Here is a 14,323-nt window from a genome sequence, read left to right as displayed (position 1 = left end):
CGGAGGAAAAGATATGAATCCGAAAATTCGATTTATGAATGTGTCAAAAAGTTTCAGTTTATATAGTAAGCAATCTGAAAAACTATTTGATATTATTTCTCTAAAAAAAGATAGAGATCATTTTTTTGCACTTAGAAATATTAGTTTTGAGGTAAATGAAGGAGAAGCCATTGGTCTTATTGGATTAAATGGTTCTGGTAAATCTACTCTTTCAAATCTATTAGCGCAAGTAATACCTCCAAGTTTAGGTAAGGTCGAAATAAATGGAGAAACATCACTAATTGCTATTTCTGTAGGATTAAATAATTCATTAACAGGCTTAGAAAACATTAAGCTAAAATGTTTGATGCACGGTATAAGCAACGCTGAAATCAATCAATTAAAATCAGCTATCATAGACTTTGCAGATATAGGAAAGTTTATTAACCAACCTGTAAAAAACTACTCCAGTGGAATGAAATCCCGTTTAGGTTTTGCAATCTCAATTCATACAAATCCTGATATTCTAATTATAGATGAAGCCTTATCAGTGGGGGACCAAACATTCTATAAGAAGTGTCTGGATAAGATAAATGAATTTAAAAGCCAAGGGAAAACGATTATTTTTGTAAGTCACTCATTGTCCCAAATAGAAGCATTTTGCGATAAAGTGATGTGGATTCATTTTGGACAAATAAAAATGTTCGATGAAGCAAAAAAAGTGATCAGTGAATATAAAAAGTTTATAAACTGGTTTAATTCATTAAGTGAAAGTCAAAAGAAGAATAGTAGAAATGAAATGTTAGAAGAACAATACAATGAAGTTTCTAACGGCCAAACTCAACCGGTGAAGAGTAAACGTGGAAATTCGAATTGGGTATTTGTTCTCCAAATTTTAATATTAATATTTCTAGTGATTTCTAGCGCTTCTTATATGTTTTAGTCACGAAAGGTAGGTCAAAAAGAAACCGTCTAGCCAATTATTTGCAGCCAATTTTGACTACAGAGAAATAAGGGACTGTTACCAGAGGGGCTTTTGAAAGGAAAGTATGTTGTGTGTATTTCTACTATGAAAGGACCTACAAAGTATCCACTTTTATGGTTGAATAATGCCCATAAAGAGTTGATGAAAAAAGCGTTAAAAATCGAACGGTAAGATTTCACTAGTTAAGACAAACATTATGAGTAAAAAAAGAAGCCGGCTCAAAATAACAAATTTGAGCCGACTTTAATTCGTTTTTATTAATTGCCTTTTTTCATGATAAAACTTAAATGTCTACCAGCTTGTTTATCCTGACGATATGAGAATCCTTCAGGGCTCATATAAGTACATGTCTGATCAATTGTAATTCGATCAGCGGGGATTCCTGCAAGTTCACATTGTTTTTTCACTGTTTGCTGATTGTCAATGTGATACTTGTGCGTTTCATCATTAAAATAGATAAAATCATCTGCGTAGCCTAGATTTTTGAATTTTACATATACATCAGTATCAACTTCAAATTTCTCTTGGCTTAGAGCAGTACCAATATGAATATGCAAATCATTTGGATTACAGTTTTCGACTTGTGTTAAGTGATTAAAAACGTTCAAGGATATTTCTTTTACTGTTCCTTGCCATCCGGAATGAATGACCCCGATAAGACCAGTCACTTCATTATAAAAAATCACTGGGACACAATCAGCGGTAAAGGAACATAATAATAGATTCGGCTCATAAGTATACAGGGCATCAGTATCCGTAATAGCGGTATCAGTACAATCTGCACCACGACCTTTATCAGAAAGCGTTACCTTATGCAAATTCGAACTATGTGTTTGATTGGCGCAGACGAAAGCTTCTACCTCACAATTCAACGAAGCGGCTAAATTTCTACGATTCTCCATCACATTCTCTTGGTTAACACATGCATGAAGAGCCATGTTGTTGTTTTCAAGTTCGGTTTCATCTCTTAGGGTTATTCCTGCAATTAATTTCTCATTGTTTAAATATATGTTTGTTTTCATATCATCACCTTATTTTAATATACAATAATGGCTTACTGTTGTATACGGCATTCAAAATGTAATTTGTCATATTGCTGCTAGGAAATTCGCCCACTTCACATATACACCCGATTCGTGATTTTTACTATTAACCTCCATAAAACCTTCATTTTTTACTAGAGATTGGACAATAACTGTTGTAAACTTAATCAAGTGGAAGATCTTTTTCTGTGAATTGTTTGTGGTGAATGCATTTTACATGGAAGAAGTCTTCTTTTTTCTATGTGTTCGTTTGCATTAGACATTTTACGTCCTATCAGAAAAGTTGAAATATTAATAAAAGGAGTTTGTATGTTTAAGACCTATATAAGTAATAACCAGAGATTATATTATTTTACAATATTAATAGTTATAACGATCATGACCATGGGGTTGTTGATTAAGAACCACCATATTGGAGAATTAGGGATTGGTTTTATTTTTCACCTATCTATTGTTGTGATTATTTCTGTAAGCTTACTGCTCTATCCAAAGTATGGAACACATAGTTTTAGAACAATAATTATGATTGAAGCTTTCATCTGTTATTATAGCCTTTTCATTTTATATCCAGAGACTTGGTCAAACTTTATTTACCTTTGTTTTATACCCGCAGTTGCCATTATGTTTTTCGATTCAAAACTCTTTCATTTTTCTCTACTCATCAACTCTATATTAATAGTAATTACTTTCGGTTTTATTGCGTTTTTTGATCATGGTAAATCTTATATATATATTAAACAAGATGTAGTAGCTAATGTTTTTAACTATGTAGGTAGTCAAGCTCTCATATACTTTATTTTCTATCTAACAAATCTACGTGTGAAAAAACAAGAATTATATTATGAACAAATAAAACAAGCAGAGCGTTTGAAAACAGCAGGACAATTAGCAGCTGCTGTCGCGCATGAAATTAGAAATCCAGTAACTGTTGTTAAAGGGTTTTTACAGTTATATGAACAAGATTCTCAATTTAATGATGCTATAAAGAGCCAATTTACTTTAATGATTGATGAATTAGATACAGCAGAGAGTGTGGTTTCTCAATTTTTATCTATCGCAAAGCCAGATAAAAATCTAGATATTGAATCAGTGAATTTAAAAGTTGTTCTTCAAAGTGTAACTGATTTACTAAATTCTTATGGGCTATTAAATAAGAATAATATCGAATTAGAAGTAAAAGAAGATTGTTACATAGCTGCTAACAGGATAGAGTTAAAGCAATTACTGATCAATATTATAAAAAATGCACTAGAGGCTTCTGAGATTGGGGATTCTGTTATTGTAACTGGTGGAATGAAGCAAGATTTGGTAGAGATTCAAGTAATAGATCATGGGCATGGAATGTCTGACACGGAAATTGAGTGTCTTGGTACACCTTTTTACTCTCTAAAAAGTAAAGGGACAGGTTTAGGCATGATGATTTGCTACAATATAGCAGCAAAGTATAAAGGGACAATTGAATTCCAAAGTGTAATAGATGAAGGAACTACTGTAACTATTAGCTTCCCATCGAAAAATTTAACAACTTTCTAGGTTTTACAGCACAACTAACTGTCACTTTGGTGGCGGTTTTTCTTTTGTTTTAAAGCATTATCAAGATTTGATATTGTTGTTATTTAAGCTAATAGAGGAGTAAGAAGTGTTAATCGAATTTCATTAAGATCTTACAAATAGTAATATTCGTAATTGAATTACAAGTAAACATGTTTTGCCTTAGATGATTTGTGTGAGAAAATGAATAATAAGTTATTTAACATGAATGCGTGTAGAGTATTAATGAAGCCTAGAAAGGACCGAAAGATGGATTTTTCAATGAATGAAAAAAAGATAAAGATTTTATGTGGAGAAGTCGCTTTTAAAAAGGGAAAATCTTATTACCAAGCCGGAAAAGTACATCTTCATCCCTTTCAACAAGATGATTCGATCATCGAAGCCCGTGTAAAAGCGGGAGCTGATTTTGACGTCACGGTGAGAAAAGATGCCGATGGAGAAATTGTAGCTCAATGTAGTTGTCCGCCAGTAGGATTTGTGAAAACGTACTGTCAACATATTGCGGCTGTTCTACTAGCTATTGAAGAGAAGCAGCAAGTTGAAAATGCCTTGACTACCAGAATGCTGGGCTTATTTGAAAATAAATTGAAGCAGCCTAGTGGCCAGGGATTACATTTTGACAATAGACAGTCACTTAATGTTGAATTTACGTGCTTGCCTGTTTTACTTCCTAATATGGAATATGTGTTTGGAATTGAGATAAGGGTAGGTTTTAATGTATTACATAATATCTCGAAAGTAACTCAGTTCCTTCGTGAAATAGAGCTAAGAGAACCGTTTGAATATGCAAATGGATTGGTTTATGTACCTGAGCACCACAGCTTTCCAAGAGAATCGGATGATGTCCTTCAATTTTTGATAAGGAGTCAACGTATAAAAAGTAATATTGATTTACAAGATGAGTTGGTTTTAATTTCCGCGACTGATTGGGAGCAGTTGCTTCCTTTACTAGCTGTTGCACCAGCAGTTCGATTCATGCAAGGGGATACTATTTATAAAGGGGTACAAATTGGACAAGAGCTTCCTTTAAGTTTTGAATTTGATGAAGCCAATACCGTTGACTACCGCCTGAATGTTAAAGGTCTTGAAAAGATAAACGTTTTAAAAGCTTATGGCTATGCTTTTTCAGAAGGCGTATTGTACAAACTTCCTCAGGAAGACTGTCATCGATTAGCAGAATTAAAAGACATGTTGGATAAATCCGGAAAACATCAACTCGAAATTCAAGAAAATCAAATCGACCATTTTATGAGAAATGTCATACCTGGCTTGATGCAACTTGGACAGGTGAAAATTGCAGAGTCCGTATCAAAAAGAATGGGGGAAACCCCACTTCGAGCCAAATTATTTCTGGACCGTGTAAGGCATAGATTGCTTGCAGGTTTGGAGTTCCATTATGATCAAGTCGTTATTAACCCTTGTGAAGAAACGGAGCAACCCTTTCCACATTATCCAGGGATTAAGCGTCAGCGAACAAAAGAAAATCAAATTATCAAGCTACTACTTGAAAACTTATTTACTCAAACGTCAGGTGGATTTTACTTATATGATGAAGAAGCAGAATATCAATTTTTGCACCATAACATCGCTGAATTAGAAAAATTAGTTCAAATTTATGCTACTACTTCCGTGAAAATGCGGATTCATAAAGGGTATACGGGTCCTAGGATAAAAGTCGAAGTAGGTGAGCGAACAGATTGGATTGCATTGCAATTCGACATCAAGGGCATTTCAGAATCAGAAATTCAAGAAATACTCACTTCATTGGAGGAAAAACGAAAGTATTACCGAATTCCAAATGGCACATTAGTTTCTTTGGAAACACCTGAATTTTTAGCACTATATCAAGTTGTAAGTGATTTGGAACTGTCCGCCAGAGATATCATTGCGGAAGAAATCCGAGTCCCATTAATTAAGGGGATGCAATTAATCGATTCACTTGATCAAGGTGATTTGGTTGATCCGGGTGAAAACTTCTCTAAACTTATGAAAAACTTAAAGAATCCAGAAAAGGTCGAAAATGCAGTGCCTAGAACTTTAACTACAGTACTTCGCGATTATCAAAAAGTTGGTTTCAGTTGGTTCAAAATGCTGGCCAAATATAAATTCGGTGGGATTCTTGCTGATGATATGGGGCTAGGAAAGACTCTACAAAGCATTGCTTACATCGAATCAGTGTTACCGGATGTTCGGGCACGAGAATTACCGATATTAATCATTGCACCTTCATCCCTCATCTATAACTGGAAGAATGAGTTGGAAAAGTTTACGCCACATATAAAAGTGCAAATCATCGATGGTAACAAAGCGACAAGAGTCTCCTTGTGGAATAAGTCTATTGGTGCCGATGTAATCATCACTTCGTATCCATCATTACGAATGGATGTATCTCTTTTCCGCAAGCAGATATTTCATACTTTGTTCTTGGATGAGGCTCAATCGTTTAAAAATCCGGTTACCAAAACCGCTAAATCGGTGAAAATGATTCAGGCAGATTATCGCTTTGCACTTACGGGAACACCAATAGAGAACTCTTTGGATGAACTATGGTCTATATTCCATGTCGTGTTTCCAGAATTGTTGCCAAATAGAAGGGCCTTTAGTGAATTAAGCCGAGAAAATGTGGCAAAACGAGTGCGGCCATTTATATTGAGACGTTTGAAAAAAGAAGTTTTGAAAGAGTTGCCAAATAAAATTGAAACAATGCAATTTTCGGAGTTACAAGAAGAGCAGAAAATATTATATGCCGCTTATTTAGCTGAATTGAAAAACGAAGCTTTGAAGCATTTAAGGAATGGTAGTTTTCAAAAAAATCGCATAAAATTTTTATCAGGATTAACGAGACTCCGTCAAATCTGTTGCCATCCTGCATTATTCGTTGATGAATACACAGGAGGTTCGGCAAAGTTTGAACAATTGAAGGGGATAATTGAAGAATGTCGTAATTCTGGGAGACGAGTGTTGGTCTTTTCACAATTCACTCAAATGCATAGTATTATCAGGCGCCATTTAGCCTATCAAGGTGTACCTTATTTTTACTTAGATGGACAAACACCCCCCGAAGACCGCGTAGAATTATGTGAGCGATTTAATAATGGAGAAGGGAATATATTTCTTATTTCCTTAAAAGCTGGAGGCACAGGTTTGAATTTGACTGGTGCTGATACAGTGATACTTTATGATCTTTGGTGGAATCCTGCAGTCGAGCAACAGGCTGCAGATAGAGCACATCGTATGGGTCAAACAAATGAAGTACATGTAATTCGTTTGGTGGCAAAAGGTACGATAGAAGAGAAAATATATGAGCTTCAGCAAAAAAAGAAGCATCTCATTGACGAAGTAATTCAGTCGGGCAATGATTCCTTGACCTCTATGACTGAACAAGATATTCGGGAGATTTTAATGACTGAATAGTTGCATCTAAAGGAAATATAGAAAACAAATCCTCCAAATTCTGAGCGAATTGGAGGATTTGTTTGTGTTAATTAGATTGCGTAAATACACGATTTAGCCACAATCATAACGATGACTCTACTAGAACCAGAATATTCATCCTGTTATAATTATTTACTTTGAAATTACAAATAAACCACCACAGTGAGAAATCTCTTGGAATTCACATTTAGCTACATCAAGTAATGAAGATTTTATTTCGTCATAAACAAAATAAAACTCATCATCATCCCAATAGCTAATACTATCATTTCTGCAATTTTCAAGATCTGTTCGTGTTTGGAAAGCAATATCGCCGATTAATATTTTTCCATTCTCAGACAGCAATGATAGTAAGCTCTTAATGAAAACTACTTTTTCATCATCTGATAGGTGGTGTAATGTATACGTACTTACAATAAAGTCATATTCATTACCTTGGAAATGTTCAGGTAAACCATTAGAAATATCCCACTCCATCAGATTCGCCATCGGCATTTTTGATTGGGCAATTTCAATCATCTTCACAGAAAAGTCTAATCCATCTATTTGATGATCATTTTCGTATAGTTTATTTGTTAAAACACCTGTCCCGAACCCTATATCTAACACCTTTGCTTGCTTTACCTGCATGATTTCATTAAAAATAGCACTTAATATATTTTTATATCCTGCAAATGGATACAGATTATTATCTTCACTTACTTGTACAGTTTGATCGTAATCATTTGCCCACAAATCGAATCCTTGTTTATTTAACATGAAGCTCCTCCTATAATGTGAACGAGCTTTCAAGCATGCCTATGAATATTAATGCTTGATTACTCGCCCATCAGTTCTCCTAAGTTCTTATGATTTTGAATAGTTGTAATGTTTTTCATCATAAACCCACCTTTCTTAGTTAAAATAATATTAACATAATTCTGAAAGTATTAATACCATATTTTAGTATAAAGATAATATGAAGTAGAAACGAAAAACTGTCCAATTTTCCTAGATAAAAAAGAGCCCCTAACGCTACCTCGTAATACTTGTTTTTACAGGAGGTTAAGAAAAGTCGGTTTTACGTTTAGATGCCTTTTGAAATACCAGAAAATCATTTTACATCAAGAAGATCTTTCGCCAAATCATAGAGTTGGTGAAAGTCATATTTCTTTGAATATTTAGACAATTCCGTTGACAAATATTACTTATTTATTTAGTATTTTTATAAATTGGTTATAACCAGTTTGGAGTGAAATATAATTAGTTCTAAGGAATAGGGGCGATAAATGATAAAACTATAATATCGTTAAAGAAATTTTGTCGTTGTGAAAATGTATTACGTTGAACTGGGTTTAAGGAATGAAATAATTCTTTGTGAAAAAAAAGAGGTAGGATGATCTGTTGAGTATAGATCAATCAAAAAGTAGCCGCATTCTATCACTTATTTTAGAGGAGGAATTGTACGAATGAAGAAGAAATTTATTGTGAAATGTCTTATATCTATGATTTTGATTTCACCGTTAGTAGTTGATCAAGTTCACGCAGAGGTTTTGGATAAAGAGCCGAATGTCCATAAACAATGGAAGCTAAAATACCAAGAGAAACTTAATAAAGACTTACCAACTGATGGAGCAGATTGGGTACTTGATAGTTATGGTGATGATAGTCCTTGGCATGTAGATCATCTTGATGATGATGGTGACTTTTTTAAAATCAAAGGAGGAGATGACTTTTTAAAGCAGCTTAACAGTTTTGATTTATTACGAAAACAAATGAAGTTTGGAAAAGATGGCTGGCTTACTGCAGAGTTTGCGGTTAGGGACTATGATAAAGATGGAATACCAGATACCGAGGCAACATTAAAAAATGTTGAATTAAAAAACGGCGGAAATGCTGCTGAATTAAAGACTAGCTTTGATTCAGGTCTCATCATTCGCTCTACTGAAGTTTTACCATCTGAATATAGAGTGGAATATGTGTTAAGGAATATAGACTTTGGCGGAAAAAGAAATGACAGTTTTTATTACGATGATAAGTTTAATGGATATACAATGGATCAGCGTAAATCAAATCATCCATGGAAAAGAAGTGGAGAATTTACTGGAGATTCCAATCATACCAATAAGAACTTTGGAGATATAACAAATGAAAACGGTTACTATTTCTTGTCGATTATGGACTATGAAAAACCTGCACCTCATAATAATGTTTTTATTCACAATCATAGAAAAGTAGGCATGGATGCGTACAATACAAATGCAACATGGGCAAGTTCATATGCTACGTGTAATCCTGCTACTGGAGAATTATATAAACAACTTGGTGATAAAAGTTCAAATAATGCGATAAACGGCCTTTTCTTTGCAGGAGATACGTTTAGAGATCCATCGATGGGTTATAATTCATTTTTGTTTGAAACCGAGTGTGGTTCCCTATCTGACACGGATACAGAGTACTCTATTATTTCCAATGCCGAAATTCAGCCTGAGCTAATGCCTGAGGAAAGTTATAAATTCGCTATCGAGCGAAATAAAACAGGTTATGTTATGGAAATGACAGGAAACTTTAAATATATTGGAAATAAAACATTGAGATATGAACGTAAATTTATTCAAGATGGCAGACCGATCTGGCATTATAATAACACCCCGGAAGAATATGATGGCCAATTTAATTCGACACTTACTTTTACTGGGCCACATGGTAGTTACTCTGTAGAACAATGGCCAGAAGGTTCTGCTTACCCAGATAACTTTGTTATTGGAATCCCGCATATCAATTATTATGAAGGATCTGCTGTAATCGATGAAATAAAACTCTTTGTCCCAAAAAACTAACCCTAAGTAACATTCTTTAATTGAACTAGCACGGTATGAAATTTTAGTCTTTAATCTGCAATGTATATCGTGATGTTTCTCTTACATCCTTTATGGAGTTTCAGCTTAAACCCCTTTACATTGTCAGAATACTTTGATAATATGAAAATATCAAGTGGTTATAACCAGATCAATGCATAAAACGATCTGGTTATTTTCAAGAGTCGTATAGCAAGGGGATGCCAAGGAATATGGATAAGAACAGTAAAGTGCCACTTTATTTGCAACTCATGGAGGTGCTAATCAAGAAGATCGAAGGAAAAGAATATGTTGAGAATGAGCAACTGCCATCGGAGCGCGATCTTTGCGAAATTTATAAATTAAGCCGGATAACGGTAAGGCAAGCACTTCAAGATTTAGAACGAGAAGGATATATCTATAAATTACATGGGGTAGGCACCTTTGTAGCCTCGAAATCATATAATCAAAACTTAGTTAAATTATATAGTTTTACCAATGAAATGGAAAAGTTAGGGAAGAAGCCTACGACAGAAGTGTTATCTTTTAATGTATTTGCGATTGATGATCGATTAGCCAAAAGAATGAATTTATATCCGTTAGAAGAAGTATATAAGATCGTACGATTGCGATTTGCGGATGGTGAACCACTGATGCACGAAACATCTTATTTGCCTAAAAAAATATTTCCGAATTTAACTGAAAATGATTTAAATGAAAGATCGATGTATGAGATATTTCATCAGGATTATCAAATTGGGGTCACAAAAGCAACAGAACGACTATCGGCTACACTTATACAAGAACAAGAAGCTAAATACTTAAAGGTTAAAGGTAATCAACCTGGAATGCTGATTAAGCGATATGCATACCATCATGATGAATTGATTGGGTATAACATAAGTGTGGCACTTGGGGATAAATTCTCGTACACCGTAGAATTAACGTAAAGAAAAGTCTATTAAAAGCTAATCATTCAAGTTAGTCCAATATAGATTTTTCATTTCAAAACAGTGGTTATGACAACATAACCACTCAACTGTTTAAACTATGTATTTAAAATAAGGAGGATGAACATTTTTAATTTAGATTAAAAAATTTCAAGTAAAATGAAAGCGCTTCAATTGGGTGATGATATCTACCAACAAGCAGCTGTTTGGGATGAGTTGATTTCAATCACACGATCCCCATACAAGAAAATATGATCTGGTTATTTTACGTGAAGTCGCTTCAAATCTTTCTGAGTTAAAGGTTGTTGTATTAACAGATAAACACGATGCTGTAGTCGAAGAACTTGCTGATTGGGTAATTTCTGCTAGTTCTGAAAATGTAGAACTATCAAGTGATTTTGATTTAGCTTTATTAAATGTAATTTTTGCACAAATATTTGCGTTGGAAAAGTCTCTGCAGCTCGGAATCACACCAGAAAATCCTAGTCCGGGGGGCAGAATCAAACGGGTAGTTGATAGCGTTACAATCTATAACTATATCAAACAAAAAGGAATGATATTATGCTGAAAAATATGCTGACGAAAGAAACAGTTGTTGTAGAGGATACATGTGATACATGGAAAAATGTGGTACTAAAAGCTGGAGAGTTATTGAAAAATACAGGGGCCATTGAGGAAAGTTATGTTACTGCGATGGAAGAGTCCGTTGAGAAGAACGGTCCATATATGGTCATCGCCCCTGGAATTGCATTGCTTCATGCGAGACCGGAAGATGGTGTGAACGAGGCATGCATGAGTTTACAGGTACTAAAAAATGGAGTTTCTTTCGGTCATAAAGAAAGAGATCCGGTAACTTTAGCTTTTGCATTTGGTGCGGTGGATGCAGAAGCGCATCTACAAGCATTACAGCAGTTAATGGAATTATTTAATGACGAGGAACGATTAACGAAACTTAAAAATTGTGAAAGTGTAGAAGAGGCATTAGTACTTCTAAATGAATTATAAACTAGTGAAAAGGGTGAAGGTAAAATGATGGCATTAAACTATATTGAGCAAATTGAAGAGATTATTAAACGAGTGAAGGCTACTCAAATGGATGCAATTAATGAGGCATCCCTATTGATCAAAGAGGCAGTCAAAAACGATAGATTGATACACATATTTGGCTGCGGACATTCCCAAATGTATGCGGAAGAAGTTTTTTATAGAGCCGGTGGTCTAGTAGCTGTTAACGCGATACTTGAGCCCGCTTTATCTTTAAGACCTGAAGCGACAAAAAGTACTTGGTTTGAAAGATTGAACGGATATGCCAAAAAGATTCTTGATAGTGAAGAGACGGAAAAAGGCGATGTCATTATCATAGCATCTACGTCAGGAAGAAATTCAGTTCCAATTGAGATGGCGCTAGAAGCAAAGGAAAAGGGATTAAAGGTCATTGCGTTAACTTCAAGTGAATTTACAAATGACGTTACCTCTAGACATGCTTCAGGGAAAAAATTAATTGATATCGCGGATGTCATTCTAGATAATTGTGGCGTTAGTGGAGATGCAGTTATCGAAGTAGAAGGATTTGCAACAAAGTTTGGTCCAACATCTTCTGTCATTGGGTTTATGATCTTGCAAAGTATTATCGCACAAACTATTAGCAGTCTACTGGAAGAAGGAGTAGAACCAAGCATATGGGTAAGCTCAAATTTAGACAAGGGAGATAACATTAATAAAGAACATGTTAAAAAATACAAAAGCCGAGTGAAATGTCTATAAAACTTGAAAAACAGGAGGAGAATAGTTATGAAAATATATACAGTATGTGGAATGGGTTTTGGAACAAGTCTAATGGTGAAAATGACAATTGATGATATTTTAAAAGAAATTGGTAAAAAAGCAAATGTTGAGGCAATCGATATGGGTTCAGCGAAAGGGTTGAGTGCAGATTTATTTGTTACGTCGAATGATATGAAAGGGTCGTTCCCAAGTGTGGATGCCCCAGTAATTTATTTAAACAATATGGTGGATAAAGCAGAAATTAAGGACAAGATTACAAGCTTTTTTGAAGCATAAAAATAGTTAACGAGCTGAAATGAAAGAAGACTGAGGAACGATCAAAAAGAAATGGGGGGATGTATATGCTAGAATTCATAATTCAATTATTGACAACTCCGGCGATCATGCTTGGACTAGTAGCCCTAATCGGTCTATTAATTCAACGCAAGGCATTTGGAGATGTTGTCAAAGGAACTTTCAAAACTATTTTAGGTATACTTATTTTAAGCGCCGGGGCGGGTATTATTGTTGATTATATTACACCGTTTAGTGAAATGTTTACCAAAGCTTTTAATTTGACGGGAGTTGTACCTTTTGATGAAGCAGTAATAGGTGCTTTATCAGAAAATGTTAATGAAATAGCACGTAATACATCATTAATATTGGCCTTTGGGTTCGTTGTAAATATCATTCTAGCAAGGTTTTCACCATTTAAATATATCTATTTGACAGGACACATGCTTTGGATTATGTCGGGAGCATTAGCGTGGGCGTTTTATGATCTAGGGTATTCTACTACAGAAGCTGTATTTTGGGGTTCTTTAATTCAAGGACTAGTTTTAGTTTTATTCCCAGCTCTAGCACAGCCTGTTATGAGGAAAGTTACCGGTAATAATGATATTGCATATGGGCACTTAACGACAAGTGGTGTTGTTTTATCTGCTTATATAGGAAAAGTATTTGGAAATGCTTCGAAAGATTCTGAGGAAGTTAAAATGCCGAAAGGTCTTGAAATGTTTAAAGACACAGCGATTTCAATTTCAGCAGTGATGTTAGTTTTATACCTAATCACAACTCTTGTGGCTGGATCTGAATTTGTCAGTACATTAAGTGGTGAGCAGAATTGGTTAGTGTTCTCTATTATTCAGGCTTTTGGCTTTACTGCTGGAGTTCTAGTATTACTTCAAGGGGTCAGAATGTTCTTGGGAGAAATCGTACCGGCATTCCGAGGAGTTGCAGTTAAATTGGTTCCAGGCGCTAAGCCAGCTCTTGATGTGCCTGTAATTTTCGGATTTGCTCCAACCGCTTTAATGCTCGGTTTTGTCTTTTCCGTAATCGGTATGATTATAGGAATGTTTGTATCGAAAGCATTTGGTACGGTTATTCCTTTACCTTCTATTATAGGTGGATTCTTCACAGGCGGAGCAGCAGGTATATTTGGAAATGCACTAGGAGGAAGACGTGGGGCTATGGTCTCTGGTGTAGTATACGGTTTGGTATTAACTATTCCTGTAGCATTGTTCTATCCGTTATTTGGACTAGAGGAGTATGGTATATCCGGTATAGCCCTTCTTGTGCCAGATGGAATTATAGTACTCACATTGCTTAAGATATTCTCAGATCTGAATATCATTCCTGTCGTTGTAATCGTATCCATCCTAGGCGTGCTAGCAACAGGATTTATAAAAAAGAAAAAGAAACAAGAAAGTGAAGTAGAAAAATTTGCTTAAGTAAGAGTGCAACTTGTAGGTCATGTAGGGCTGATATGTCCAAATTGGTAGTTTGTAAATTATAACTAGT

At 34.9% G+C, this 14,323-nt stretch carries 11 protein-coding genes and 1 pseudogene; 10 read left to right on the top strand and 2 right to left on the bottom strand.

From position 1 onward, the window contains the following. Positions 1-13 precede the first annotated feature (13 nt). Together AC3IS5_RS11820 and AC3IS5_RS11815 are read left to right on the top strand one after the other, a co-directional pair. On the top strand, positions 14-922 hold the full coding sequence (locus tag AC3IS5_RS11820) for an ABC transporter ATP-binding protein (RefSeq protein WP_489424591.1): 909 nt from the start codon (positions 14-16) through the stop codon (positions 920-922). 34 nt (positions 923-956) lie between these two features. Next, a pseudogene (locus AC3IS5_RS11815) lies at positions 957-1,120 on the top strand (NAD(P)H-dependent oxidoreductase); the annotation flags it as partial. A 101-nt stretch (positions 1,121-1,221) separates the two neighbouring features. Here AC3IS5_RS11815 and pgeF read toward each other — a convergent pair. Further along, the gene (gene pgeF, locus AC3IS5_RS11810; protein ID WP_489424590.1) at positions 1,222-1,986 is read right to left on the bottom strand and encodes a peptidoglycan editing factor PgeF; all 765 of its coding nucleotides are present in this window, start codon (positions 1,984-1,986) and stop codon (positions 1,222-1,224) included. 405 nt (positions 1,987-2,391) lie between these two features. Between pgeF and AC3IS5_RS11805 the strand changes: the two genes are divergently transcribed. Together AC3IS5_RS11805 and AC3IS5_RS11800 are read left to right on the top strand one after the other, a co-directional pair. Continuing rightward, positions 2,392-3,540, top strand: coding sequence for an ATP-binding protein (locus AC3IS5_RS11805; RefSeq protein ID WP_489427875.1), 1,149 nt, complete (start codon positions 2,392-2,394; stop codon positions 3,538-3,540). Between the two features lie 279 nt (positions 3,541-3,819). After that, the gene (locus AC3IS5_RS11800; RefSeq protein ID WP_489424589.1) at positions 3,820-6,972 is read left to right on the top strand and encodes a DEAD/DEAH box helicase; all 3,153 of its coding nucleotides are present in this window, start codon (positions 3,820-3,822) and stop codon (positions 6,970-6,972) included. A 153-nt stretch (positions 6,973-7,125) separates the two neighbouring features. On the opposite strand, the gene AC3IS5_RS11795 is transcribed toward AC3IS5_RS11800, so the two are convergent. Continuing rightward, positions 7,126-7,752, bottom strand: coding sequence for a class I SAM-dependent methyltransferase (locus AC3IS5_RS11795; RefSeq protein WP_489424588.1), 627 nt, complete (start codon positions 7,750-7,752; stop codon positions 7,126-7,128). Positions 7,753-8,441: 689 nt separating this feature from the next. On the opposite strand from AC3IS5_RS11795, the gene AC3IS5_RS11790 reads away from it, so the two are divergent. From AC3IS5_RS11790 to ulaA, 6 genes are all read left to right on the top strand, one after another. Further along, entirely contained in the window at positions 8,442-9,812 is a 1,371-nt protein-coding gene (locus AC3IS5_RS11790; RefSeq protein WP_489424587.1) for a hypothetical protein, read from the top strand. 230 nt (positions 9,813-10,042) lie between these two features. Continuing rightward, on the top strand, positions 10,043-10,759 hold the full coding sequence (locus AC3IS5_RS11785; protein ID WP_489424586.1) for a GntR family transcriptional regulator: 717 nt from the start codon (positions 10,043-10,045) through the stop codon (positions 10,757-10,759). 561 nt (positions 10,760-11,320) lie between these two features. Next, positions 11,321-11,764, top strand: a complete 444-nt coding sequence (locus AC3IS5_RS11780; RefSeq protein ID WP_489424585.1) for a PTS sugar transporter subunit IIA — start codon at positions 11,321-11,323, stop codon at positions 11,762-11,764. Positions 11,765-11,788: 24 nt separating this feature from the next. Beyond that, positions 11,789-12,523, top strand: a complete 735-nt coding sequence (locus AC3IS5_RS11775) for a sugar isomerase domain-containing protein (RefSeq protein ID WP_489424584.1) — start codon at positions 11,789-11,791, stop codon at positions 12,521-12,523. Between the two features lie 27 nt (positions 12,524-12,550). After that, positions 12,551-12,820 carry a PTS sugar transporter subunit IIB gene (locus AC3IS5_RS11770; protein WP_489424583.1) on the top strand — a complete coding sequence of 90 codons (270 nt, stop codon included), beginning with the start codon at positions 12,551-12,553 and terminating at the stop codon, positions 12,818-12,820. 65 nt (positions 12,821-12,885) lie between these two features. Continuing rightward, complete coding sequence (gene ulaA, locus AC3IS5_RS11765; RefSeq protein ID WP_489424582.1) at positions 12,886-14,253, top strand: PTS ascorbate transporter subunit IIC; 1,368 nt, start codon at positions 12,886-12,888, stop codon at positions 14,251-14,253. Positions 14,254-14,323: the final 70 nt, after the last annotated feature.

The organism is Viridibacillus sp. KH_047 (assembly GCF_057838945.1).
The sequence above is the reverse complement of the archived record's forward strand: the minus strand, read 5'-3'. Positions and strand labels throughout refer to the sequence as shown.